Raw genomic sequence first — 25640 nt, 5'->3', positions numbered from 1 at the left:
CACCGCCTAGAGATAGGTTCTGAGGAATTCCGTCAGGGCGACGATGGCCAGGCTCTGGCCATAGGGCATCGAGGTCAGCGGGATGTCCTTGTAGAACTGCATATCGTGGCCCATCGGGGTGCCGAAGCTGACCTGTTTCAGCTCCCCCGCGTCATCGATATTGGCCAGCACGGCCTTTACGGCCTTGATCCCGACGGACTCGAACCGGCGCGGCAGATAGCCCTTCCGCACGCCCTTGAGGATGCCGTAGGCGAAGCCGGCGGTGGCCGAGGCCTCCAGATAGCTGGTCGGGTCGTCGATCAGGGTGTGCCACAGACCGCTGTCATCCTGATGCCGGGCCAGCGCCTCGACCTGGGCGAGCAGGGCATCGGTCAGGAAGGTCCGCAGGGCGTCGCCGGGCGCAAGGTCCAGCATCTCGATGAACTCGGGAATCGCGATGGTGACCCAGCAATTCCCCCGGGCCCACAGGGCGCCGGCGAAGTTGTGCCGGCCATCGAAAGTCCAGCCGTGGTACCAGAGACCGGTCTTGCGATCCGCCAGATATTTGATGTGCAGCAGATACTGCCGCTTGGCTTCCTCGATATAGGCCGGGCGATCCAGCAACAGGCCGATCTTGGCCAGCGGCAGGACCGACATCATCAGGGTGTCGTCCCACAGCTGCTGATAGTTCACCGTGTCATAGGTGATGTGCTGAAAGCCGCCTTCCTCGGTCTTCGGCAGGCCATCGTCGGCCATCAGGAATTCGGCCCAGCTCTCCAGATAGGGCCGGTAACGCGGCTCACCCGTCTCTTCGTAGAGATAGGCCAGCGCCAGCATGGGCGACATGGTGTTGATGTTCTTGGTCGGGGTGCCGATGGCGAACCGGTCCTCGAACCACTGGGTCATCACCCGCAGGGCCTCGGCGTCGCCGGTCTGCTCGTAAAGTCGCCACAGGCCGAACAGGCCGACGCCGTGGGTCCACTCCCAGTCGTTCCAGCCCTTGGTGTCGATGACCCGGCCATCCTCCAGGGTCATCAGGAACTCGCCGGTCTCATCCTTGATGTTGACCAGGTTGTCGATCAGGCGGCCGATGGTCTCGACCACCTGATCGCGCGGCACGTCATGGGTAAGGGCGACCATGGTTACTCCTTGAACACTCGGGGCGTCAGCGCGTGTTGCCGACGGGGTTGTTGCCCCACAGGCGGTCGTACTTCCAGCCGGACAGATCCTCGACGATCTCCTGGTGTTTCGGATCGGACGGCGTGCGCTCGCCCGAGCGGAAGCGCTCGATCTCTTCCAGCAGGATAACGTGGCTGGCCGGGTTCAGCTTGAAACGGGTCGAGACGAACACGCCGAACAGCAGGACGGCGAGGGTGCCGGCACCCAGAACCGCGACGATGGCGATAATGGCCTGCGGGCTCTGGATGTCCTGACCGGAGACGAAGCCTGCAGCCTGCATGACCTGACCGACCAGCATGACGGCGGCGGCCTGGCTCATCTTGCGGACGAAGGTCATGACGCCGGCAAAGGCACCCTCGCGGCGGCGACCCGTGACGATCTCGTCGACGTCGGCCATGTAGTTATAGGTCGCCCACGGCACATAATAGAGGGCGCCGCGGCCCAGGCCGGCCACCACGACCGGCAGCCACAGCAGCACCGAGGCGGCGTTGAGGCCGGCGAAATACATGCCGATGAAGATCACCACCCCGGCACCGAAGCACAGGGCGGCAAAGCGATAGGCGGACGCCGGCGACAGGCGGATGGCGAAGTTGATCGCCAGCGTCACCGAGACCAGCTGCACCAGAGAGGTCACGCCGACAAGACCGGCCACGATGGCGGCCGAGCCGCTCAGGGCGAACACCACGAAATAGGTGAAGGCGGCGTTGTAGATGTCCTGGCTGATATAGCCGCCCAGATACATGCCGAGATGCAGCCGGAAGGCCCGGATGCGCAGGGTCGAGAACAGGTTGCGGTACAGCGATCCCATCGAGTTCAGCAGGGTGGGCCGCCCCTTGCGCTCGGCCTCTTCCAGGCCCGGCGGACGCTGGCGTTCCCAGCTGAAGGCGTACAGCAGGCCGGCCACGATCATGAACAGCACCGCGAAGATGATGCCCATGTAGAAATAGGTGTTGGGATCATCCGGCCCCAGCTGGGTGATCAGCCAGCCCGGCAGGAAGGCGGCCCCGGCCGAGGCCAGCTGTCCGCACAGGATGCGGGCGCCCGCCATCTGGGCCTTGGTCTTGTAGTCGGTGGCCATTTCCGAGGCGAGGGTCTCGTACGGGATGATCTCCATCGCATAGACCAGCTCGAACAGGACGTAGGTGATCAGGTAGTACCAGAACGTCTGGCCCGGCAGCCACATGAGGGCGAACGACGGCAGCAGGGGGATGGCGGCCAGGATGAAGAACCGGCGCCGTCCGAAGGTGCGCGCGATCCACCCACGGCCGAGGCTGTCGGACAGGTGGCCGATGACCGGGCTGGCCACCGCATCCAGAATGCGCGCCACTCCGAAGATCAGCGTCGCCTGGGCCACCGAGAGCCCGCAGAAGGTGGTGTAGAAGAACAGGATCCACGTGCCGATGACGGTCATGGAGCCGCCGCCGAGCACATCGTTCAGCCCGTAGGCGGTCATATTGTACCAGCGCACCGGACGGGTCGGGTGCGTCGGCATCGCGGGCCGGGCGGCGATGGGGTCGGTCACGGCTTGTCCTCCTGCTGCCCCGGTCAGTGCCGGGGAAGTCGTTCTTGTGCGCGCCGGACTCGCGTGGCGCGCGGCACGCTCAGTCCATGGTCGGAATCACAAAGGCATCAGCGGCGGCGCCCGGCGCCATGCCGTCGGGCCAGCGCTGGGTCACGGTCTTCATGCGGGTCCAGAAGCGGACGCCCTCCATGCCGTGCTGGTTGTGGTCGCCGAAACCGGAGCGCTTCCAGCCGCCAAAGCTGTGGTAGGCGACGGGCACCGGGATCGGCACATTGATGCCCACCATGCCGACCTGGACACGGCTGGCGAACTCGCGCGCCGCGTGGCCGTTGCGCGTGAAGATGGCGACGCCGTTGCCGTACTGGTGGTGGTCGGCGAGGGCGAGGGCGCTCTCAAAATCGGGCGCCCGGACCATCTGCAGGACGGGGCCGAAGATCTCCTCGCGATAGGATTCCATCGCGGGCGTCACATGATCGAACAGCGACGGCCCGACGAAGAAGCCGTTCTCATGCCCCTGCAGGGTGAAGTCGCGACCGTCGACGACCAGTTCGGCGCCTTCCTCGACGCCGATGCGGATCCAGTTCTCGATGCGCTTCTTGTGGATGGCCGTGACGACAGGGCCATAGTGGGCGTCCGGATCGCCGGGTACGCCGACGCGCAGGGCATCGATGGCGGGGATCAGACGCTCGCGGAGGGCGTCGGCCGTCCGGTCGCCGACCGGCACCACGACCGGCAGGGCCATGCACCGTTCGCCGGCCGAGCCGAAGGCGGCCCCGCACAGGTCGGCGACGACCTGGTCCAGATCGGCGTCAGGCATGACCACGCCGTGGTTCTTGGCGCCGCCCATGGCCTGCACCCGCTTTCCGGCGGCGGCGCCCCGGGCATAGACGTACTGGGCGATGTCGGACGAGCCGACGAAGCTGACGGCGCTGATGGCGGGATGGTCGAGGATGGCGTCGACCATCTCCTTGTCGCCGTGCACGACCTGCAGGATTCCCTCCGGCAGGCCGGCCTCGAGCATCAATTCAGCCAGCCGGTTGGGCACCGACGGATCGCGCTCGGAGGGCTTGAGGATGAAGGCGTTGCCGCAGGCGATGGCCGGCCCGAACATCCACATCGGGATCATGGCCGGGAAGTTGAACGGGGTGATGCCCGCCCCGATGCCGACCGGCTGACGCATCGAATAGACGTCGATGCCCGGGCCGGCTCCTTGAGTGTATTCGCCCTTCAGCGCATGCGGGATGCCGCACGAGAATTCAATCACGTCCAGACCGCGCTGGATGTCGCCGCGCGCATCGGCCACGACCTTGCCGTGCTCGGACGACAGCAGTTCGGCGAGCGCGTCCATGTTCGCCTCGACCGGTTCCTTGAACCGGAACAGGACGCGGGCACGGCGCTGCGGATTGACCCGTGCCCAGGCCGGCTGGGCGGCCCGTGCGGCCACGATGGCCCGCTCCAGATCGGCCGCGACGCCCAGGCTGACGTGAGCCTGCACCTGACCGGAACCGGGGTCGAACACCTCGCCCGTGCGCGTGCCAGCGGGGCCGGTCTCGCCGGCAATGACGTGGGAAATCTGTCGCATGGAAGTCTCCGTCACCGCACGATCCAGTCGTGCGCCGGGTCGTTCTGGAAGACCCATTTGCGCACCGGTCCGGCCATGACATTCAGGTAGTAGAGGTCGTACCCGTGCGGAGCCCCGACCGGGTGGTAGCCGCGCGGCACCATGACGACGTCGCCGTCGTGGACCGCCATGGTCTCGTCGATCGACCCGTCCTCGGTATAGACGCGCTGGAAGGCGAAGCCCTGTGGCGGCGACAGCCGGTGGTAATAGGTCTCTTCCAGCAGGGTCTCGTCCGGCGCGGCATCGCGGTCGTGCTTGTGCGGCGGATAGCTGGACCAGTTGCCGCCCGGGGTGATCACCTCGACCACCAGCAGGCTCTCGGCCACATCGTCGGCGTCAGACAGAATGTTGCGGACATGGCGGGTGTTGGTGCCCTTGCCGCGCACCTCGACCGCCTCCGGGCGCAGCACACGCACGGCGCCCTTGCCGGTCCCGGGGGCCGAACAGACGGCGACTTCGGCCTCGCTTTCGGCCGTGATCGACCAGTCCACGCCCGCCGGCAGATAGACCGAGGCCGGAGCCCCGGAAAAGACATCGGCCCTTTCGCCCAGTCCGGCGTGGGTCTCGCCATCCGCGGCGACCGTGACCGTGCCGGAAAGCACCACCAGACAGGCCTCGCGCCCGGCCTCGCCCCCGCTGTGAGACTGTCCCGCCGACAGCTTCACCACGCGAAAGCCGACATGGCGCCAGCCCGCGCTCTCCGGCGTGACCTCAAGTACGGTTCCGGCGTCATCGGCGGCATGGGGGCGGACCAGCAGGGTCATCAGACCAGCCCCACATCGCCGGCCAGACGCTTCAGCGTATCCAGACCCAGCTGGCCGTATTCGCGCGGGTCAGCGACCGCCGGGTCCTGCTCGGCCTCGATGACGATCCAGCCGGAATAGTTGACGGCCTTCAGCGCGGCCATGAAGGCCGGATAGTCATAGTCGCCGTCGCCGGGCGTGGTGAACATGCCGCCGACCACCCCGTTCAGGAAGCTGTCGCCGGCCGCCCGGAACTTGGCGTGCCGCTCGGTGCGGACGTCCTTGCAGTGGACGTGGCTGATGCGCTCAGGCCGGGTAGTGGCCACCTCGATCGGGTCGATGCCGCCATAGACGGCGTGGCCGGTGTCCAGCACCAGACCCACGTGATCCCCGGTCGCGCCGAAGAAGCGGTTCAGGTCCTCACGGGTCTCGACCACTGTGCCCAGATGGTGGTGGTAGGCGAACCGCATGCCCTGATCGTTGGCGTGGGCGGCTACCCGGTTCAGTCTCTGGCCGAACATGGCCCAGTCGCCGGGCGCGAGGCGAGGCGGAGAATCCAGCCGACCGCCCTCCCGGTCGCCATGCACGGCGTTCGAGGTCTCGGCCAGGATGAAGACGCTGGAGCCCATGGCCTGCAACAGCGCCATATGGGATTCCATGGCGGCGATCTCGGCCTCGGCGTCCTGCACCAGCAGATTTGACGAATACCAGCCGCCGACGATGTCGAGCCCGTAGCGCCCCATGATCGGCTTCAACGACTCCGGATCGCGCGGAAACTTGTTGCCCAGCTCGACGCCCTCGAACCCGATCTCCTTCACATCGGTCAGCAGCGCATCCAGCGTGATGTCGCCGCCCAGTTCGGGCATGTCGTCGTTCGCCCAGGCAATGGGGCTGACCCCCCAGCGGATGGTCATTCACCCTCTCCCTTGATCCGGGCTTCGTAGATGCGCCGGGCCTCGCGGACCTCGGCGCGGGTTGAGACTTCCGGCACGGCGACGTCCCACCAGTGGCCGCCGGCCTCTGTGGTCACCACCGGGTCGGTGTCGATGACGATGACATGGGTGCGGTCGCTGGCCGCGGCCCGCGCGAGCGCCTGTTCCAGTTCAGCAATGCCGTTGACCTTTTCGGCCTCCGCGCCCAGAGCGCGGGCGTGGGCGGCGAAGTCGATGTCGGCCGGCGCGGCGTGGCGCGCATCGTCCAGCAGATTGTTGAAGGGCCGTCCGCCCGTGGCCTGCTGCAGCCGGTTGATGCAGCCATAGCCGCGGTTATCCAGCAGCACGACGGTCAGCTTCTGGCCCAGCATCACCGCTGTCGCCAGCTCGGAATTCATCATCAGATAGCTGCCGTCGCCAACCATGACGAAGACCTCGCGGTCCGGCTCGGCCAGCTTCACGCCGACGCCGCCGGCGATCTCATAGCCCATGCACGAGAAGCCGTACTCCACGTGGTAACCGCCGGACCGGTGCGTCCGCCACAGCTTGTGCAACTCACCCGGCAGGCCACCGGCGGCGCACACCACGACCGCATCCTCATTCGCCTGACGCCAGACGGCCCCGATCACCTGACCGTCCGACGGCAGGGCGTCCGAAGCGGCGGTGGCCGTCTCCCACGCCGTGTTCCAGTCCGCGACGCCGTCGGCGCAGCGCCCGCGCCAGTCAGCTGACACCGTCCAATCGCCCAGCGCCTCCGACAGCTCGGTCAGGACTTCGCGGGCATCCCCCTGCACCCGGTGGGCGCCATGCTTGGTCGCATCAAAGCCCGCGACATTGATCTGGAACAACCGCTTGCCCGCGAACATCGTCCGCGAGCCGGTGGTGAAGTCCTGTAGCCGGGTGCCGACCGCGACGATCAGATCGGCAGCCTCGGCGGCGTCATTGGCCGCGCTGGTGCCGGTCACCCCGATCGAGCCAAGCGCCTGTGGATGATCCCACGGCAGGCTGCCCTTGCCGGCCTGGGTCTCGCCGACCGGAAGGCCGGTCGCGGCCGCAAGCGCCGACAGGGTCTCTTCGGCCCCGGAATACAGAACCCCGCCGCCAGCCACGATCAGCGGCGCCTTCGCCGACCGGATTGCCGCGACCAGATCGGCCAGATCCTGCGTGTCGGGACGCGGGCGCGGCGTGCGCCAGGTGCGCGGCGCGAAGAAGGCTGCGGGATAGTCATAGGCCTCGGCCTGAACGTCCTGGCACAGGGCCAGGGTGACCGGACCGCAGGTCGCCGGGTCGATTAGGGTCGCCATGGCGCGGGGCAGGGCGTCCAGAATCTGTTCGGGCCGGGTGATGCGGTCGAACCATCGCGACACCGGCCGGAAACAGTCATTGGCGCTGACGGTGGCGTCGGCGAAGTCCTCGATCTGCTGCAGCACGGGGTCGGGACGGCGCGAGGCATAGATGTCGCCCGGCAGGAACAGCACCGGCAGGCGATTGACGTGTGCCAGGGCGGCCGCCGTCACCATATTGGTCGCACCGGGCCCGATCGAGGTGGTGCAGGCCATGGCGCGGCGGCGCCGGGCTTGTTTGGCAAAGGCGATGGCGGCGTGGGCCATGCCCTGTTCGTTGTGCGCCCGGAAGGTCGGCAGGGTGTCTTCCATCCAGGCCAGGGCCTCGCCCATGCCCGCGACATTGCCGTGCCCGAAGATGGCCCAGACACCCGCGAAATAGGGCAGGACCTGTCCGTCGATCTCGACGTGCTGGACCGACAACCAGCGCGTCAGGGCCTGGGACATGGTCAGGCGCACAGTGTGGCTCATGCTGCGGCCCGTGCGCGTCGCGCCTGGCGCCAGGCCTCGGCCAGCACCCGCAGGTTCTCGGTCAGCTGGGCAATGGCGCCTTCGTCGTCCAGCTTGCCCTTCAGCCACTGGGCAGCGACGTCGTGGAAGATCGTCCGCCCGACGGCAAAGCCCTTGACCAGCGGGAAGGGGGCGGCGGCGGAAATCCCGGCCAGCACCTGGTCCTGGGTCTGCGACAGGCCCAGCAGGACAATGCCCCGGCACCGCGGATCGTGCTCCAGAATGGCGGCCTCGCTGGCTGCCCATGCCGCCGCGTCGCTGGTGGGTTCCAGCTTCCACCAGTCCGGATAGACGCCGAGGTCGTAGACGTGGTTGATCACCCGCGCCACCGTGTCGCCGGTGACGGGACCATGCTTGGAGGCAATGATTTCAAGCAGCAGTTCATGCCGGGTCGAGCGGCAGGCGTCGTACAGGCGCAGGATCTGGCGGTCCTGTCTGGCGCGAAGCTCGGCGTCGTCATCGGGGTGGTAGAAGACCAGACATTTGACCACGTGATTGATCGGCCATTCCCGCAGGGTGGCCGCGACATCGGGACCGCCCTCGAAGGCCAGCGGCCGCGAGCCCGGATACTCGATCGGACGTCCGATCCAGTAGGGAAGGTCGGCAGCGGCCTCAAGCGCACGGGCGCCGAATCGGCCATCCAGCAGCATGCCATAGCGGCCGTCGCCCTGTGCCAGCCGATCCACGGCCTTGAGCGCCAACCCCTTGAAATGGGCAACCGCCTGTTCGTCGCCGACGCCCAGGTCCTTGATCAGGTCGTCGAACTGGCTGCGGTGATCGATGGCCAGCACGGTCAGGTCGGCATGGTCTCCGTGACGGTTGGTCGACCAGTGGATCTGTTCCAGCATGGCGCTTTCGCGCAGGCGGTGCGGCCACTGGCCTGCAAGGAAGGTCTGGAGCTCGTCCCATGACGCCATGGCCGGCGCGCAGCCGTGGCGCGACACGACCAGCGCCCCGCAGGCATTCGCCATCTCGCAGCAGCTTTCCAGCGGCATGTCGCGCAGCCATCCGCGCAGGAAACCGGCCATGAAGGCGTCACCCGCCCCCAGAACATTGAAGACCTCGATAGGAAAGCCCCGGCTGGCCACGCCGTCGTCGAGCGAGTCGGGGATGGCGCCCGGGAAGGCGACACAGCCGTCGGGGCCGCGCTTGCAGATCAGCAGCGCCGGGCTTTGGTCACGGATGGCGCGCAGGGCGGCCAGGGTGTCGTCCGTGCCGCCAAGAATATGAATTTCCTCTTCGGTGCCGACGATCAGGTCGCAGAGCGGCAGCACCTGCTGCAGGCGCTCGGTCACCCGCGCACTGGCGACAAACCGGTCCTCGCCATTGGCCTTGGACGTCAGCCCCCACAGCACCGGGCGATAGTCGATATCGAACACGACGCGACCACCCTGGGCCTTCATCAGCTTCGCGGCCTTGAGGCTGGCGTCGAACACGCCGGGCTGGGACAGATGGGTGCCGTTGACCAGCAGGGCCCCGGCCCGACCGATCAGGGCCGGGTCGATGTCGTCCACCGACAGGGCCATGTCGGCACAGTTCTCGCGGAAGAAGATCAGCGGAAAGGTGTCGGGGTCGCGGATGCCCAGCACGGCCAGCGCCGTCAGCCGGTCCGGATCGGTCGTCATGCCGGACGTATCGACCCCCTCGCGGCCCAGTTCCTCGCGCAGGAAACGGCCGAAATGATCGTCGCCAACCCGCGTGATCAGGCCGGCGTTCAGGCCCAGCCGGGCCGCGCCGACGGCGGTGTTGGTCGGGCTGCCGCCCACATATTTCGCGAAGGTCGCCATGTCTTCCAGGCGTCCGCCGATCTGTTCGCCATACAGATCAATGCCGGCCCGACCCAGCGTCAGCAGGTCGAGCGGGCGGCGTTTTTCGTTTCTGGAAGTGCTTGTGATCATTCGTTTCAGACGCCCCGGTGTCCAAAACGACTATTTCATCAATTCCAAAATCGCAATACCCGTTTCACAATTCCGGCGAACGGAACGGGTATTTCAGGACGCGCTCCGGCGCTTGCGCGCGGGCTTTTCGTCAGGCTGGGTGGCGGCAAACGCAAAGTTGATCACCAGGGCCTGGGCCAGGCACATGGAGGCCGACAGCGACCGGAACGACCGCACCTCCGATTCGCGGGTCAGCAGGGCCAGATCGGCCGGCGCCGAGATCGGACTGACGGCGCTGTCGCTGATGGCCAGAACCCGCGCGCCACCCTCCCGTGCGGCCTCGACCACGGCCACGGTCTCGGCCGCATAGGGGTGATAGCTGATGGCGATCAGCAGATCGTCGGGGGCGATGGACTTGACCTGGGGCATGGCGAGGCCCGCCACCCCGTCGATGAAAACGGTCCGCTTGCCCGCCTGAAGCAAGGAATAGACGAGGTAGGAGGCCACCGGGAAGGAACGCCGGAATCCCGTGACATGCACGGTCGCGGCTTTCGAGATCATCTGGACGGCCGCCTCGATCTCCTGGCGGCTGACGGTCTGGGTCAGGTTCTGCAGGGCCAGGATATTGCCCTCGACGAACTCCGACAGCAGGTCGGCCGGCTTGGTCGCCTCGTCGTGGGTCGTCTCGTTCAGCTGGCGGATTCGCTCGGAATATCCCAGCGCCGCGTGGCTGTTCAGCAGGCCATCGCGGAACAGCCGTTGCATCTGGCTGGCGCCCTCGAAACCGAACGTCTTGGCGAAACGGACAATGGTCGAGGGCTGGACCCCGCACCGCGAGGCGATGACCGACAGGGTTTCGAGCGCAAAGTCGTTCGGCTCGTCGAGAATGTGCCGGGCGATCTGCTTGAGTCGCTTGCTCAGCCCCTCATAGCGAAGGACGATCTGGGCCCTGAGCTCTTCAGCCGAGGCGGGCGCGGGCGGCGTCTGTTCCATATCTCGACCTCAAGTTTCATCTGACGGAATATCCGTTCGATTTTTCACTGGCAACTCTCGCGTGTCGCGAAGGAAGCCGGTATGTCACGACTTTTCCAGGGGATCGTCCCTGCGATATTCGTGTTCGAGGGAATGACTATGCACACTGTGGCACTGATCGGCGCGGGGCGCATCGGTCGAATTCACGCGGCCAATGCGGCGGCCAACGCCCGGCTGCAACTGGTCAGCGTCACCGATCCCACGCCCGCCGGAGCCGAACTGGCCAATCAGTATGGCGCGGCCACCCGCAGCGTCGAAGAGGTGTTCGCCGACCCATCGATCCGGGGCGTGATCATCGCCAGCTCGACCGACACCCATCTGGACTACAGCCTGGCCGCCGCCCGGGCAGGCAAGGCCGTGTTCTGTGAAAAGCCCCTCGATCAGGATCTCGACCGCGCGAAAGAGGCCGCGGCAGCCTTCGATTCGCTGGGGCAGCCGATCCTGCTGGCCTTCAACCGGCGTTTCGATGCCAATTTCGCCGCCTTGCAGGCGCGATTGGTAGAGGGTGTCGTGGGTGAGCTCGAGACTCTCCATATCATCAGTCACGATCCGGCTCCCCCTCCTGCCGACTACGTCCGCACCTCCGGCGGCCTGTTCAAGGACATGGTCATCCATGACTTCGACATGGCCCGCTGGCTGCTGGGCGAGCCCGTCGTGGAAGTGTTTTCGACCACCTCCGTGCTAGTCGACCCCGCGATCGGCGAGGCCGGGGACGTCGATACGGCCAAGACGATTCTCAAGACCGCCGGCGGGCGCCTGTGCGTGATCTCCAGCAGCCGCCGCAGCGGCTATGGCTATGACCAGCGGATCGAGGCCTATGGGTCGGGCGGCATGATCCGCGCGCAGAATCAGCTTGAGACGACGGTTGAGACCTGGACCGCAAACGGCGCTGCCGCCGACCGTTTCCAGAACTTCTTCCTCGACCGCTACCGCGTGGCCTATGCGCGCGAGATGGATCATTTCGCCGATGTGCTGGACGGCGCCAACCCGCTGATCGATCACAACGACGGCGTCGCGGCCCTCGAACTCGCCGAGGCGGCTGCCCGCTCGGCTGCCGAAGGCGCAGTGGTCCGTCTCTAGCCTGCTGCCCTGACGCGAGAGAGAACGGGTCTTTCAACCGCTCCCTCCCCATAAAATGAAATCGAAACTACAGGATTGACACTTTCTGAAATACATATTCTAACTTGGGGCAATCATAGAGGCCCGCAAAGGGCGAACGGGGAGGATGAACGAATGGCGTATCGCCCGAACATGCGCATGCTTGCTACTGTCCTGCTGGGGGCCACCGCCCTCGCAGGACTGCCCACTCTGGCCATGGCGCAGGACGCTCCGGCCAATGAGTCGTCGTCGCAGGACCCTGACCGCCAACAGGACGCCCAGCCCCGGCAGGAGACCCAGGTCGACGAGATCGTCGTCACCGGCTTCCGCCAGAGCTACGCCAATGCCATCGCGTCCAAGCGCGATGAGGATTCCATCACCGACGGCATTTCGTCGGACGGTCTGGGTCGCTTCCCCGACCTGAACGTCGGTGAGGCCCTGCAGCGGGTGCCGGGCGTTCAGATCAATCGCGAGGCGGAAGGCCGCAACGCCACCATCAACCTGCGCGGCCTGCCGGGCGAGTTCTCGCGCCTGACCCTGAACGGCGTGGCCTTTGCCGAACCGATCCTGCGGGAATCTGCGCCGCTGGGGGCCTTCAACTCCGACATCTTCAGCGCCATTGTGGTCAACAAGTCGCCGCTGGCGGACGCCCAGAGTGGCGGCCTGTCCGGCAACGTCGACCTGCGCATCGCACCGGCGCTCGGCCGCACCGATGGCGGCTTCATGAAGGTGGCGTCCGAGTACAATGAGCTGGGCGAGACCTGGTCGCCGGCCGCAACCATCGGGTACAACCACCACTTCAGCGATGACTTCGCGGTCTTCGGCACCCTGGCCTGGCGCCATGAAGACTTCCGCCGCGACACCATCCTGTTCAACAGCTACGCGGCCTTCACGCCGGCCCAGGCCGAGCTCAACCCGGCCCTGTATCCGTACTATGCGACCTCGGCGGCCTGTCCGTCGTGCACCGGCAGCAGCTCGACCGCCGGCGTTCTGTATGACGCCCAGCACCGTCAGTATGTGCGCCTGAACGAGGGTGATCTGGTCACGGGGGCTATCGGCGCCGAATACCGGCTGAACGATCAGACCCGCATCGGGATTTCGGGCTTCTACTCCGATCGCGATCTGCCGATGACCACGCAGTATCTGCTGATCACCTCGAACAACGCGTCCAGTGTGCTGACCGCCAACAGCGCTCCGGTGCAGATGGACGACGGCCGCTATGTGGTCGAGGACTTCAGCTTCGCCAACGCCGACATCACCTCCTCGACCCGCGGTTTCAGCCAGACGCAGAAGGTCTGGGGCTTCAACCTGACGGGTGAATGGCAGAGCGACGACGGCTGGACGGTCAGCGGTACCGCCGCCCTGTCGCGAGCCGAGAATGACTCGATCGAGATTTCGGTCGACTTCGAGACGCTCCAGACCGCAGGCGGCAACGGCATCAACGGTCGTCTGGTCACCGGCGGCGACAATATCGACAACCACGTCCAGATCCTTCAGCCGACCCCGGCCGTGACCACGGCGGGGATCAGCACGGGCGTCTGGGGCGGCGTGGGCGCGTCCGGAGCCTGGTTCGACAACGCCAACCCGGCGCTGCGCACCAACCGCTTCAACTTCCAGGGCACCCAGACCATGGGGACCAGTGAAGCCGAGACGGCCCGCATCGACATCGAGCGCGACCTGTACGACGGCGGGATCCTGAGCGGATTCCAGTTCGGCGGCGTCTACGAGAGCGTCAAGTTCATCGCCGAGGGCTACCGGATCATGGCCTATGGCCTGCCGATCCAGAACGTCACCTCCGACTTCCTGGTGACCGCGCCCTTCGCTTCGGACTTCTTCAACGGTCAGGGCGGTCAGCCGACCGACAACTGGCAGGTCGTCGATCTGGATCGCGCCATCACGGCCCTGCGGCCGGTGACGGTCTATCCAGGGGCCGAGCTGTCGCCGTCAGGCTACAACATCAACTACGCCAACAACGCCTATGCGCGGGACAACTTCACCAACGGCACCGACATCTTCGCGGCCTATGGCCAGCTGAAGTACGCGTTCGACATCGGCACCATGCCGGTCCACGGCAATGTCGGCCTGCGCTACGAGGCCGCCGAGAACACCGTCGATGCCCTGACGCGTGTCACGGTCACCAACAATATCGGTGCCCCGTCCGACTTCGTACCCCAGCGGTACCAGCAGGACTACGACAAGTGGCTGCCGTCGTTCATCGTGATCGCCGAGCCGACGCCCGACGTGGTGCTGCGCGCGGCCGCCTATCAAAGCTACGTTCGGCCCCAGCCGCTGCAGTTCTCGCCGAGCACGGTCGTCAGCGCGCCCTCGACGAACGGCACCTACACCGTGACCCTGGGTAATCCGGAGCTGGAGCCCTACGACGCCACGTCGTTCGACTTCTCGGCGGAATGGTACAACCGGCCCGACAGCATCATCTCGCTGGCGCTGTTCACCAAGCGCATCACCGGCCTGATCGGACCGATCACCGACATCAATGTGCTGTGTCCGGCGGATGGCGGCGGTCTCGGTATCGGGACCTTTACCGTCAGCGGTGACCAGTGCCTGAGCAGCCTGACCTATACCCAGGGCGGGGTGACCCTCCCGTATCAGGTGAACATCTCGGGCTTCACCAACCAGGACAATCCGATCACCGTCAGCGGGGCCGAGTTCAACCTGCAGCAGTCGTTCGACTTCCTGCCGGGCTTCTGGTCCAACATGGGCGGCGGCTTCAACTATGCCTACACAACCGTCAGCGGGAAGACGACGACGGGCGAGGACGCCACCCTGCCAGGCGTGTCGGAGCATAACCTGAACGTCATCGGCTACTATGAGACCGAGCGTTACGGCATCCGGCTGGTCTACAACCTGCGCAGCGAATACGACCTGGCCTCGACCGCCAGCTTCACCGGCGCGGCGCGTCAGGTTCGCTCGCGCGGCCAGATCGACCTGTCGGCCTCGTACAACATCAACGACACCATCTCGCTGGGCCTGGACGCCTACAACCTGACCGACGAGATCCGGGTGGAGTATGAGAATCAGGAAAACATGCCGCGACGCGCCGACTATGACGGTCGCACCGTGACCATGACCCTGCGGGCAACCTTCTAGTCTTCCTCCCCGGAAGCCCGGTCGATGTTCGCCTTCGGGCGGTGTCGGCCGGGCCTAGGAGGGGGCAGACCCCGAAGACCCAGTAAATCCGGACAGCGGAGCTTATCATGCACAGACGCACCTTCCTCACCGGCACGGCGGCGTCTACCGCCTTCGCGCTGTCGGGGCCCGGGCGGGCCTTTGCCCGGAGTGATGCGAAGGACGCGGGCACCCTGGCCCTGCTGACCGAGGCTGCGGACCGGCTGGCGGCCGAGGTGCTGGAAGGCATGGAAGGGGCGGGATCAGGTCGGGGCGGGGCGCGCGGCACGCTCCGGCAACTGCGCCGCCTGTTTACCCCCTACATCTGGCCGGACTCCCGCTACCACCACAGCGCGGCGCTCGAGGCGCCGATGGAGACCCTGCTCAGCCAGGTCGAGGCGGCCCAGCACGACGACGGCACCTTCAGCGGGGGCAACCGCCACTCGCCGCCCGACTCGGCCTTCCTGATGGAAGACATGGGCGCCATGACCGAGGCGGCCGAGGGAATCCGGCATCCGGTGGTGCGGGACATCTCCAGCCGTCTGGCGGCCATGATGCGCAAGGCGGGACCCGCCCTGCGTACGGGCGGCATCCACACCCCGAACCATCGCTGGGAACTGTCGGCGGCGCTGGCCCGGATCGACCGCGTCGATCCCAATCCCGCCTATCGCGCGCGGATCGACGAATGGCTGGCCGAGGGCGTCGATATCAATGCCGAGGGCATCTATTCCGAGCGCAGCTCCAACTATGCCCAGGCGGTCAGCAATCCGTCCCTGCTACGCCTGTCCCGCCTGCCGGGTCTTGGGGGCTTGAAGCAGCTGGTGCGCCGCAACCTCGAGACCACCATCGAGATGGCCGAGCCGCATTACGGCGACGTCGAGACCATCTATTCGCGGCGTCAGGATCAGGCCCAGAGCAAGCAGACCCTGCACCCCTATTACCTCCAGTACCGGGAGTTGGCGCAGGATTTCGATGACCGTCGCTTCGCCGGCATCGTCCGCTGGATCGAACAGAACGACAGCAGCCAGCTGGGCGACGCCCTGGCTGACTTCCTCGACCATCCGAAACTGGCCGGACCCATCCCGGCGCCGGTGCAGCCCTTCGTCGACTTCCAGCGCTATTTCCGGACCGTCAATCTGGTGCGGGAGCGGCGCGGCGACATGACGGCCAGCTTCTATGCCGGCAGCGACTGGTACGAGGATGGCGAGCCCTCGCGCTTCTACAACACCATCGGCTCGGGCCTGGCGACCAATCCGACCCTGATGCGCCTGTGGAAGGGCCCGCTGGTCATCGACGCCATCCGGGTGATCCCAGACTTCTTCAGCATGGGCCATTTCCGCCCGTCCGACATCGCCCTGGCCGACGACGGCACGGTCACCCTGAGCGGCGAAATGAACGTGCCCTACTATCTGCCGATGCCGGCCGAGCGGCGGGATCCGGACGGGGCCTATGCGCTCAGCAAGTCGGTGGACGGGCGGTTCAACAGCTCGCTCGACTTCAGCCACCGCCCGGCCCACTTCCGGCGGCTGGCCATCCAGATGGTGGCCCGGCCCCAGAGCGACGGCTATGCGCTGGAGTTCAGCACGGACGGCGAGGCCGAGGTGGGCATCGCCATCGAAATCACCCTGCGCCCGGGCGGCACGCTGACCGGAGTTCAGGAGGTCGCCGGCGTTGGCGGCTTGCTGACTGGCGGCGAGGCCACCTACACGGTTGAGGGGCAGCGCCTGCGCTTCGGCCCGGGCGGCAGCGATGTCGTGCCGCGTCTCAGTTCCGGCGAACAGTACAGCTGGGCGGGCGGACGCCTGAATCTGGCGGGCGACAAGGTCTACATCACCGGCGAAACGCCCTTCACCCATACCCTGCGACTCGCGTTCGGCTGAGGCAGCCTCATCCCGGCAAGGACACGTCCTCGCCCAGGGTGTTGCGCACATAGAGCAGCTTCACCCACACCAGACCGACGACCAGCAGGGGCGAGGCGAACATCACGCCCAGCGGCCCGAATAGCGTGCCCAGCCCCAGCACCCCGAACAGGGTCAGCACCGGCGGCAGGTTGACGGCGCGCTTCTGGATGAAGGGGTAGATCAGATTGCTTTCGATCTGCTGCACGACGAAATAGACCACGATCGCCCACAGGATCATCTCCGGGCCCTGATCGAGGGCCAGCAGCACCGCCGGGACCACCGACACGATCGGCCCGACGATCGGCACAAAAGCGGCAAGCCCGGCGAACAGGCCAAGCGCGACGGGGGAGGGCAGACCGATCAGCGCGGTGCCGATGCCGGTCAGCACGCCGACGACCGTCATGTCGGCCAGCGTCCCCAGCAACCAGAGCCGAAGGGCACGGCCGCTCTCGTTGGCGGCTTCGCGCAGTGGTTCACGCGGGCCGCGAGGGGCCAGCATCAGCAGGCCGTCACGCATGCGCTCGGGCTGGGCCGCGAAGAAGAGGCCGGCAAAGACCACGAGCAGAAGATTGGCTCCGGCCCCCACGATGGTCATCACATAGCCGCCTACCTGGCCGACCATGCCCTGGAGGCTGGAGGTGGACCCTGCGCCGTCCAGCCGGCTGGCCAGCTGGTCGCCGAAGGGCAGGGTGGCGATCCGGGTCTCGAGCTCTGCCACGGAAGCCGGCAGCCGGTCCGCCAGTGTGGCGACCTGGTTGCTGATCGTTGAGCCGAACAGCCAGGCCGAGCCGCTCAGGACCGCCAGAATGGCCACGGCCGCTACCGCGATGCTCAGCCCGGTCGACAGCCCCGTGCGGTCCCGGATGGGATCGGCGAGACTGCGGACCAGCACCGCAATGATGACAGCCGCAAAGGCGAGCAGCAGGACGGTCGCCAGCTTCCACAGCAGCGCCATACCCACGATGACCGCCGCGATGAACAGCACCTTGCGGATGAAGCCGGGGTCGACATCGGTCCTGGAGGAGGATCGGGTCATGAGGAGTCTCCTTGGCCGTGAGAGGGACTGGGAGCGAACACATGCGAGGGGCGAGTGCTGGCCGGGCTCTGGCATAGTGGGCCGACACCGGTCGTCAGGTTTTGCAGCGTGCGGTGCAGAGGCACGCGTCAGCCGCCGCCGAGTTGACCGAGGCCCAATGCGAGGAGCAGGCCGACTGCCGTGGCAATGCCGGCACTGTAGCTGCCTTCCCGATAGGCCTTGGGGAATACGGCGGTTGCCAGAGAGGCGATGACGGCGCCGGCCGCCACGCACCGGAGAACCGCCAGCCAGGTGTCTCCAACGCCCCCCAGCAGGAGGTTTCCGGCCACCGCAGCCGCTGAGAGGAGGGCGGCCGTCGCTGCCCACAGTCCCATGACCTGCAGCTTCGAGCGGTCCTTGGCCATTTCCCTGGCGCCGCCGGCGGCTTCAGGCAGATTCGACAGGAAAATCGACCCGGCCAGGGCGGCCACCTGAAGCGGGCCGGCGCCGATGAGGGCCACGCCCAGAGCCAGGTTCTCCGGGATGCCATCCAGCGTGATGGACGCCAGCAGGCCGCCACCGCTGTCGCGACCGAGCGTTTTTCCGACCAGCATGTCCGCCATGACGAACAGGCTGGCGCCGCCGAATACGGACAAGGCCACAAGCAGCAGGGACGTCTGCTTCAAAGCCGGTTCGATCAGTTCGGACATCGCCGAAACGATAAGGGCGCCGCCGGCCAGGGCGACCAGAAAGCCCTCAACCTTTTTGGGCAAGGGGCCGAAAATCCCCCAGACCGCTCCAAGAACCAGAGCGCCCGATACCACGCAGACCACGAGAATTGTCATGAGCATGGAAGGTCCTCCGTGGCATGGCCCCTGGCGCACCCCTCATGCCGGGGTGGCCCCGACAGGTCCGGGGCCTTTGCCTACGCGCTGATCGACTTCTCGATGTCCTCGACCGAGGCCTTGGTCAGGGTCTTGGCCTGCTCAAGCACCAGTTTGTCGGTGACCTCCGAATGGAGCAGGGGGCGAATCTCGCCCAGCGTCACCGGGTCGGCGATCAGGATCAGGTGATCAAACTGGCCCGCGTGAGCCATCTTGAAGAGCCGCTCGGCGATCATCTTCGAAAAGGTCGCTTCGTTGAGGTCGCGATCCGACATGTCCGGCGGGGTCTTGCCGGAAGGTCCCTGGTCGGCGAGGTCGCCGGTGGCCCAGTTGCCGTCGTGCTGAAGCGAGCCGCCCTTGACGCGGAAGGTCTTGGCGCCGTCCCCGGTGGCGACGACGACGAGGGTGCCTTCTTTCTGACGGAGGTTAGACATGGCGGTCCTTTCAAAATTGAGGTCGGAGCGCCTGCTACGAGGCGCGCCTTTATTGGGGTTTGAGTTGAGTGCGGGACGGCCCTCAGGCCTTGCCGAGGTTTCCGCCGGGCGTGGCGCCACTGCCGCCGCTGCCGGGCTCGACGATCGGGCCGCTGGCGGGCTCGCCGAGTTCAGCACCGGCGCCCTTGATGCGGTCGATGGCGTCCTGGTCCAGACCCGCGCGCTTGAGATCGGACCAGTCATGGTAGGGGCGGTGCCGGATGATGGCGTCGGCCTTGTCGTCGATGGTTTCTTCTCCGGCCAGATCCCCGGCGGGAGCGAGGTTGAGATAGAGGGGCGTGTCGCGGCTCATGGAGTCTCCGAACATCTCGAGGGTCGATCATGGTGCGGGGCAACCGGGCGCCGTCTTCGGCGCCGGCTCAGGGGCACATGTCGTTGACAGGCGGGCCGTGCCCGCCAGGGTGTGTGGTGTTAATCAACCAGAGCGGGGGGAGTTCCGGCCGGGCACGTCATTCTGCGGACGCCGGGCGCCGCGCGTCCGCTCAGCCTTTTGCGGCGCGGGGAAGAGACTGGGCCAGCAGCCCCGCCACCACCCGTCGGCCAGCGTCGGCATCCTGGTCCAGCATGCCCCGCAGGGGCGGACCGATGAGCGCATCGCCGAAGGCGCTCAGGGCGATGAACAGCACGGCGTCCCTGACCTGAGGCGCGTCCGCAGGGTCGATGTCGCCCAGCTTCTCCTGAATGGCCTCGACCAGGCCGCGCACCGCAGCCCTCACCGGGTCCAGATGCGACAGGTCACCCGACATGACGATCCACGCCGCCAGCTTGCCGGCTCCGCCCGCGTCGAAGGCGTCAAAGACGGCGTTGACCAGCTCCATCGGGGCCCCTTCGTCCGTGCGGAGCCTCGCGACAGCGCGATCAAGCGCCCGAGTCAGGTCCTCGACCATTGAGCCCATCAGGGCCGACTGCAGTCCGGCGGCAGAGCCGAAGTGGTGGATCAGGTTGGTGTGCGTGACCCCGATGTCCTGGGCGACCGCGGCCAGGGTGACTGCGGTGGGCCCCCCTTCCAGCAGCAGGACACGCGCCGACGCCACGGCTTCGCGGCGGGCTTCTTCGGGCGCGCGGCGGCGGCGGCGGACGGGTGAGGTGTTTTTTATTGACATTGATGTCAGTTATGGCTACATCGCTAGCCTGTCCGGTTAGGCTCTGCAGAAAGGGGTGACAAGTGACGGCAACACTCGGTAGTGTCTCAGTTTGAAATCTGACCACCGTTGACGGGCGTGGCTAGCGTAGGTCGCTCACGCTATGCTCTGGGCATGGAACACGACCCGACTCAAACTTGGCGTGAAATGCGCGAGATCAACCACCGGCTCTTGGAAGAGATTGCCGAGGGCAAAACCCGTCGATCCTACTCAGCGTCTGAGATTGCCGGGATCAAAGGTGAGAACGCTAGGCTTGACGGATTGATCGAGGCCTACGACGCCACCAAGGCTCATGAGGAGACGCCTGATGCCTAAAGGCCCCCAAGGACAGAAGAGACCAGCGGACGCCATCGGCGCGGCGGTCATGGTCGGTCGGATCGCCACAGGCGAGATCGAAGAGACCACCGCGAATGAGGCTCGCCAGCGCGGCGGGCAGTCCGGCGGAAAAGCCCGCGGAGAAAAACTCAATTCAGAACAAAGGGTTGAGATAGCGAAGCGCGCTGCCGAGGCCCGGTGGAAGTCAAAAGCTTGATTCCGAACGAAAACGGGCGCATATAAAAGAAGCCCGCCTTGCGGCGGGCCTCCGGTATTCTACTGGTGATCTGCCAAATCACGGTTCCTCCTTTCGTTCTTGATCGTGCGTGAAGAGGGGTGTGGTGGAGGCAACGGGGGTCGAACCCGTCGGTGCAACTGTCTCACGGCCGCCCGGCGAACCTGCTACCCCCACCGAAGAGGCCCCCGACGTGTCAGCGTCGGGGGCTTCGTCTTTTTGGACAAGGCTCCAGTCCTTGCCCACCAACCGCAATTTGCCTTCAGCCTTTAGCCGGGACAGTTGCGGACTCAGGCTGGTGCGAGCCAGCCCGATCTCCCAGCGGTCATTGATGGCCGCTAGAATAGAGAGCGCGTCCATGCCGCCTCGATGGGCGCGCAGGACGGCAATAATCATTTCTTTGAGCGTCATGCCGATGGCCTTGGTTTTTGCCCTCGGCGAGGCATCGTCCGTTGGCCCGACGGATGAGGGCTCATCGCTACGCAAGGTGAATGACCCGACAGCCTTCAGGGCGGCGTCGATCTTTTGCAGCTCGACATCAAACGGGCGCGCAGCCTCATCCAAAGCAGCACGTTTCGCGCGCTCCACCTCGGCGCGGCGTTCCTTCAAGAAGTCTTGAGTCGTCTTCACGCAACTAAGTTAACGCAATCCGGCAGAGTTGCAAGCGCCCGCCTCGAAAAATCCACAAGCCAACCGTTAACGACTCCATACTGAACAAAATGCTTGACTGGACTCCGATGTTCATGCATTGTGCACGTCATGAACAAGCTGCCTCTCGCCAAGCGCACCCAAATCCTCGCCATGCTGTGCGAGGGCTCGTCCATGCGGTCGATCAGTCGGGTGGCCGACGTGTCGATCAACACGGTGACTAAGCTGCTGGTCGATGCCGGTGAAGCCTGCCTCGCCCTTCACGATGAACAGGTCCGCAACGTGAAGGCCTCGCGCATCCAGTGCGACGAAATCTGGTCCTTCACCTACGCCAAGGCGAAGAACGTCCCGAACGCCAAAGCCGCCCCGGAGGGTGCTGGCGATGTGTGGACGTGGACAGCCATCGACGCTGATACGAAGCTGATGGTCAGTTACTTCGTCGGGGATAGGGGCAGCGAGTCCGCTATCTGCCTTATGGACGACCTTCGCTCGCGCCTGTCCAACCGGGTGCAACTGACCACGGACGGCCATCGGGCTTATCTGGAGGCCGTAGAGGGGGCCTTCGGCGGCGATGTGGATTACGCCCAATTGGTCAAGCTTTACGGCCCGACGACGGTTGCGCCGGGCCGGTATAGCCCTGCCGCCCTTTCCGGCATCCGCAAGGTCCGGGTTGAGGGCAGGCCAGACAAGGCACACGTCTCGACTTCGCACGTTGAGCGGATGAACCTGTCGATCCGGATGCAGAACCGCCGCTTCACCCGCCTGACCAATGCCTTCTCAAAGAAGCTGGATAACCATATCCACGCGCTTGCCCTGTATTTTGCCTTCTATAACTTCTGCCGTATCCACAAGACGCTGCGCGTAACCCCGGCAATGGCCGCTGGCATCACGGATCGCCTTTGGTCTCTGGAGGACATTGTGGAGCGGATCGACGCGGCTAAGCCGGTGCCCGGCAAGCGCGGGCCTTATAAGAAGGGGCGGTAGCTTCGCATTAACCGACTCTCTTTCCGGTGAGGCAATCCGACTGTGTGTAAATGGCGCACTCGTCAACCGGAACAAGTGAGCGTATATAGCGCTACTGGGGAGACCTTCCCTTGGGGAGGGGTCAATGGTGATTTTGATGGCTCTGGAACGCGAACTCGAAACCTACAACCGTCTTCTGCATAAAGAACTGGCAGGGGAAGAGGGTCGTTACGCGCTCATCGCGGGCAGCGAACTGCTCGGCGTTTACGACAGCTACAGTGACGCCCTGACCGCCGGTTATCAGGCTAAAGGGCTTGCCCCATTCCTTGTGAAGAAAGTGGCCGCCGTTGAGACGGTCGCTTATTTCACCCGTGATTTTGGGGCTCAATGCACACAACCTGCCTGATCACTCCTGCTGGCCCGCTGCTCCAGGTGACCGTGTTGGTTAGCCAAGCGCGTCAGCAGGCTCTTTCGGCAGCGAACAAGACGATTGCCGCCCCCGTGACCGCGACACTTTTGGTCGATACGGGAGCGACGTGCACCAACCTTGACTTGGCCTTGGTCAAGAAGCTTGAACTGGACCCGACCGGGTCCGTGCCAGTCCACACCCCATCAACGGGTGCGACGCCGGTCTTTCAGCAACTCTACGACATCGGCCTAGTCGTCCACGGACAGGGGCCGACGGGATCGCAGGTCCATTACGTTCCCAACCTCCCCATTCTCGGCTCGGACTTCTCAGCTCAAGGCATTGACGGCCTTATCGGGCGCGATGTGCTACGCCACTGCCGCATGAGCTACAGCGGTCCGGATGGACTTCTGCTGCTTTCGTTCTGACCGGGCGACTATCGGGGCCGCCCTGATTTTCAAACTGAGACACTACCCAACACTCGCGATCGGGTCGCCAGACCCCACCACAACCCGACCCACGAACGCCCGCATGCCCGTCTCGCGGGCAGGGCAGCGGCGGATCCAGCCTGTCCGGGCGATCCGGGCCCTTCGGCGGCTGCTGGCCGACAAGGAGGACACCGCCCAGGTCTTCGAGATCATGAATGCCCTGGCCGGGGATTCTGCGCGCCGCGGATATCTGAAGATGCTCCGCACGCCCGAGGGCGGGGATCAGGCCTTCCGCATGGCCGAGCTGGCCGACCGGCTCCAGGACAAGACCTGGCTGCGCGCCCTGCCGGCCGACTCGGTCGGGGCGGCCTATCTGGCGCTGATCGAGGAGCGGGATTTCTCGGCCTATGGGCTTGCCGAAGAGAGCCGCAAGGTGGCCGACACCGAGATCGACGCCGCCCATCCCTATGCCTGGTACGCGCGCCGCCTGCGGGACGTCCATGACATCTGGCACGTGCTGACGGGCTATCAGACGGACGCCCTGGGTGAAGCCTGCGTCGTCGCCTTTTCGTATCCCCAGACCCGCAGCACGGGCTTTGGCCTGATCGCCGCGGGCGTTGCGCTGGAGTTCATGCGCGCCCGCACCGGCCACCCGTGCGCGCGGGCGATCCTGCAGGCCTTTCAAAGGGGGCGACGCGCAGCGTGGCTGCCCGGCGTCGACTATGAGGCGCTACTGGCCGAACCGCTCGACAAGGCCCGGGCGCGCCTCGGCCTCGCGGGACCCACGCTGTACGATCAGGTACCGGTCGAGGCCCGCAACGCCTATCGCGACGCCGCCTGACACATCGGGCGGCCCCTCTTCCGGCGCTGACCTGGCAGCGAGGCAGCCTCGCCCCGACGGAGACCCCTTGATCCTCGCAGGGAGGGGCGGGCCGCCGCTGCCAAGCTGCACGCATGTTCGTCTTGCCCCGCCCTGCGTTGGTCGCAGACTGTCCTTCTTGTGTGTCCGAACTGTCGGTCTGCCGAAAGAGAGCTGCGAAACATGGATCTCACGATAGTGCTAACCGCACTATCAAAGTGAGGTGCCCGACATGCAGACCGCTACCCCGAACACCTTTCAGGCCGGCCAGGCGCCGGTGATGGTCAAAATGGTATCCCGCGCCCCTGATCCCCGCCATGAGCAACTGGCAGAGCGTTTCCTCGGGGCCGGTCTCTTGTGCGAGCGGGCCGCGTCTATCGATGCGGGCAGCGCCGCATCGGTCAATCTTCTGTGCTGCCAGACGGTACAGGGAGACGCGATCCACTCTGTGCTGAACGAAGGGCTGCGGCGGCCCATCGTCCTCCTCTGCGATGAGGTGGAAGAGATCGACCGCATTCTGGCCCTGGAAATCGGCGCGGACGACGTCTTCGGCATGAACCAGAATCCCCGCGAAATGATCGCCCGATTGAGGGCCATCGCGCGTCGCGTGGATCTGACACAGGCGCGGGCTGCGGCGGGCGGTAGCGGAGGATGGGTCTTGCGTCCGGCGATGCGTCGCATCATCGCGCCCGATGGCCGCTCGGTTTCGCTGACCAATACAGAAGTCCAGGCAGCGATGGTGCTTGCCCGGGCACGGGGGGGCGTCGTCACCCGCGAGCAGATGATCGAGGAACTCTACGATAGCCGGATGATCAGGACGCGCAGCGCGGACACACTCCTGTGCCGCCTCCGTAAAAAGCTGTCGCGCTACAGCCCCGAGCTCGTCCGCACCCTGCGGGGCGGCGGCTACTATTTCGACTGCCCGATCGAGGTCGACTAGCAATCGACGCCGTTCCTTGTGCGTCCCCGTGTGTCTGTAAGTAAGTCGAAATAAAGTAACAAATGAAATATATTACAATAATGATGTGTCAAAAAACCAATAAAAATTGCCAATGAAAGTATCGTAGTAAGTTTGCGCTTCAGTGGGCTCGATCTCGACTGTACCGGTTGCCCTGTAGAGGTGCCGGGTGTGCGGATATCGGATCCCCATCCCTGGCCCGAGAGGGAGCTGAACTATGAAGCATACAAAGACGACACTATTGGCCTCGACGGTGCTCGCCGCATTGGCGGTTGCACCGGCCCTGACCCTGGTGACCCCGACCGTGGCAGTGGCCCAGGACCTGGTGCAGGGCGCTGTCTCCGGCACGGTTGAAACGCAGGCGCAGACGCCGATCGCCGGCGCCACCGTGACGCTGCAATCGGTGTCGCAGGGCTTCACCCGCAGCTAC

General features: G+C 65.7%; 25 protein-coding genes. 11 read left to right on the top strand and 14 right to left on the bottom strand.

From position 1 onward, the window contains the following. Positions 1–6 precede the first annotated feature (6 nt). From bglB to LC068_RS06275, 8 genes are all read right to left on the bottom strand, one after another. The gene (bglB, locus tag LC068_RS06310; RefSeq protein WP_226635540.1) at positions 7–1119 is read right to left on the bottom strand and encodes a beta-galactosidase BglB; all 1113 of its coding nucleotides are present in this window, start codon (positions 1117–1119) and stop codon (positions 7–9) included. Between the two features lie 25 nt (positions 1120–1144). After that, positions 1145–2680 carry an MFS transporter gene (locus LC068_RS06305; protein WP_226635538.1) on the bottom strand — a complete coding sequence of 512 codons (1536 nt, stop codon included), beginning with the start codon at positions 2678–2680 and terminating at the stop codon, positions 1145–1147. A 79-nt stretch (positions 2681–2759) separates the two neighbouring features. Beyond that, positions 2760–4262 carry a CoA-acylating methylmalonate-semialdehyde dehydrogenase gene (locus tag LC068_RS06300; protein ID WP_226635535.1) on the bottom strand — a complete coding sequence of 501 codons (1503 nt, stop codon included), beginning with the start codon at positions 4260–4262 and terminating at the stop codon, positions 2760–2762. Positions 4263–4273: 11 nt separating this feature from the next. Continuing rightward, positions 4274–5068, bottom strand: coding sequence for a 5-deoxy-glucuronate isomerase (gene iolB, locus LC068_RS06295; protein ID WP_264182323.1), 795 nt, complete (start codon positions 5066–5068; stop codon positions 4274–4276). Beyond that, on the bottom strand, positions 5065–5958 hold the full coding sequence (iolE, locus tag LC068_RS06290; protein ID WP_226635530.1) for a myo-inosose-2 dehydratase: 894 nt from the start codon (positions 5956–5958) through the stop codon (positions 5065–5067). Before iolE ends, iolB begins: the two co-directional genes overlap by 4 nt. Then, complete coding sequence (gene iolD / locus LC068_RS06285; RefSeq protein ID WP_226635528.1) at positions 5955–7790, bottom strand: 3D-(3,5/4)-trihydroxycyclohexane-1,2-dione acylhydrolase (decyclizing); 1836 nt, start codon at positions 7788–7790, stop codon at positions 5955–5957. The genes iolE and iolD overlap by 4 nt, the downstream gene beginning before the upstream one ends. Next, the gene (locus LC068_RS06280; protein ID WP_226635526.1) at positions 7787–9727 is read right to left on the bottom strand and encodes a bifunctional 5-dehydro-2-deoxygluconokinase/5-dehydro-2-deoxyphosphogluconate aldolase; all 1941 of its coding nucleotides are present in this window, start codon (positions 9725–9727) and stop codon (positions 7787–7789) included. Before LC068_RS06280 ends, iolD begins: the two co-directional genes overlap by 4 nt. 93 nt (positions 9728–9820) lie before the next feature. Next, positions 9821–10699, bottom strand: coding sequence for a MurR/RpiR family transcriptional regulator (locus LC068_RS06275; RefSeq protein ID WP_209118548.1), 879 nt, complete (start codon positions 10697–10699; stop codon positions 9821–9823). Between the two features lie 138 nt (positions 10700–10837). On the opposite strand from LC068_RS06275, the gene iolG reads away from it, so the two are divergent. The 3 genes from iolG (at position 10838) to LC068_RS06260 (ending at position 16842) form a co-directional block, all read left to right on the top strand. Continuing rightward, entirely contained in the window at positions 10838–11818 is a 981-nt protein-coding gene (gene iolG / locus LC068_RS06270; protein WP_226635524.1) for an inositol 2-dehydrogenase, read from the top strand. A gap of 153 nt (positions 11819–11971) precedes the next feature. After that, on the top strand, positions 11972–14944 hold the full coding sequence (locus LC068_RS06265) for a TonB-dependent receptor (RefSeq protein WP_226635522.1): 2973 nt from the start codon (positions 11972–11974) through the stop codon (positions 14942–14944). A gap of 107 nt (positions 14945–15051) precedes the next feature. After that, complete coding sequence (locus LC068_RS06260; RefSeq protein WP_226635520.1) at positions 15052–16842, top strand: hypothetical protein; 1791 nt, start codon at positions 15052–15054, stop codon at positions 16840–16842. 7 nt (positions 16843–16849) lie between these two features. Here LC068_RS06260 and LC068_RS06255 read toward each other — a convergent pair whose 3' ends face one another. The 5 genes from LC068_RS06255 to LC068_RS06235 form a co-directional block, all read right to left on the bottom strand. Next, complete coding sequence (locus LC068_RS06255) at positions 16850–17899, bottom strand: AI-2E family transporter (RefSeq protein WP_226635518.1); 1050 nt, start codon at positions 17897–17899, stop codon at positions 16850–16852. Positions 17900–18027: 128 nt separating this feature from the next. Continuing rightward, positions 18028–18729, bottom strand: a complete 702-nt coding sequence (locus LC068_RS06250; protein ID WP_226635516.1) for a ZIP family metal transporter — start codon at positions 18727–18729, stop codon at positions 18028–18030. A 74-nt stretch (positions 18730–18803) separates the two neighbouring features. After that, positions 18804–19196 (bottom strand): host attachment family protein, encoded by a 393-nt coding sequence (locus LC068_RS06245; protein ID WP_226635514.1) that lies wholly within the window; start codon positions 19194–19196, stop codon positions 18804–18806. 82 nt (positions 19197–19278) lie between these two features. Continuing rightward, positions 19279–19548: a hypothetical protein gene (locus tag LC068_RS06240; protein WP_226635512.1), complete on the bottom strand. Its 270-nt coding sequence runs from the start codon at positions 19546–19548 to the stop codon at positions 19279–19281. A gap of 190 nt (positions 19549–19738) precedes the next feature. Next, a complete protein-coding gene (locus tag LC068_RS06235) occupies positions 19739–20290 on the bottom strand; it encodes a TetR/AcrR family transcriptional regulator (protein WP_404825198.1) in 552 nt (183 codons plus the stop codon). A 222-nt stretch (positions 20291–20512) separates the two neighbouring features. Between LC068_RS06235 and LC068_RS06230 the strand changes: the two genes are divergently transcribed. Further along, a complete protein-coding gene (locus LC068_RS06230) occupies positions 20513–20713 on the top strand; it encodes a hypothetical protein (RefSeq protein ID WP_226635508.1) in 201 nt (66 codons plus the stop codon). Beyond that, positions 20706–20930 (top strand): hypothetical protein, encoded by a 225-nt coding sequence (locus LC068_RS06225; protein ID WP_226635506.1) that lies wholly within the window; start codon positions 20706–20708, stop codon positions 20928–20930. The genes LC068_RS06230 and LC068_RS06225 overlap by 8 nt, the downstream gene beginning before the upstream one ends. Before the next feature lie 78 nt (positions 20931–21008). Here the strand turns inward: LC068_RS06225 and LC068_RS06220 are convergent, their stop codons facing one another. Then, a complete protein-coding gene (locus LC068_RS06220; protein WP_226635504.1) occupies positions 21009–21578 on the bottom strand; it encodes a hypothetical protein in 570 nt (189 codons plus the stop codon). Between the two features lie 129 nt (positions 21579–21707). Here LC068_RS06220 and LC068_RS06215 point away from each other — a divergent pair, with 129 nt between their 5' ends. The 6 genes from LC068_RS06215 to LC068_RS06190 all read left to right on the top strand — a co-directional run. Then, the gene (locus tag LC068_RS06215; RefSeq protein WP_226635502.1) at positions 21708–22580 is read left to right on the top strand and encodes an IS1 family transposase; all 873 of its coding nucleotides are present in this window, start codon (positions 21708–21710) and stop codon (positions 22578–22580) included. A 124-nt stretch (positions 22581–22704) separates the two neighbouring features. Further along, on the top strand, positions 22705–22965 hold the full coding sequence (locus LC068_RS06210; protein ID WP_226635499.1) for a hypothetical protein: 261 nt from the start codon (positions 22705–22707) through the stop codon (positions 22963–22965). Next, positions 22947–23393: an aspartyl protease family protein gene (locus tag LC068_RS06205; RefSeq protein WP_226635497.1), complete on the top strand. Its 447-nt coding sequence runs from the start codon at positions 22947–22949 to the stop codon at positions 23391–23393. The genes LC068_RS06210 and LC068_RS06205 overlap by 19 nt, the downstream gene beginning before the upstream one ends. A gap of 103 nt (positions 23394–23496) precedes the next feature. After that, complete coding sequence (locus LC068_RS06200) at positions 23497–24234, top strand: ubiquinone biosynthesis protein COQ4 (protein WP_226635494.1); 738 nt, start codon at positions 23497–23499, stop codon at positions 24232–24234. A 250-nt stretch (positions 24235–24484) separates the two neighbouring features. After that, a complete protein-coding gene (locus LC068_RS06195) occupies positions 24485–25192 on the top strand; it encodes a response regulator transcription factor (RefSeq protein WP_226635492.1) in 708 nt (235 codons plus the stop codon). A gap of 235 nt (positions 25193–25427) precedes the next feature. After that, the coding region (locus LC068_RS06190; RefSeq protein ID WP_226635490.1) for a hypothetical protein at positions 25428–25640 on the top strand (213 nt) is incomplete at its 3' end.

It is taken from the genome of Brevundimonas poindexterae, assembly GCF_020524625.1.
GTDB classification, from domain to species: Bacteria; Pseudomonadota; Alphaproteobacteria; order Caulobacterales; family Caulobacteraceae; genus Brevundimonas; species Brevundimonas poindexterae_A.
Note: the sequence above shows the minus strand (reverse complement) of the source record. Positions and strands in the feature narration are given on the sequence as shown.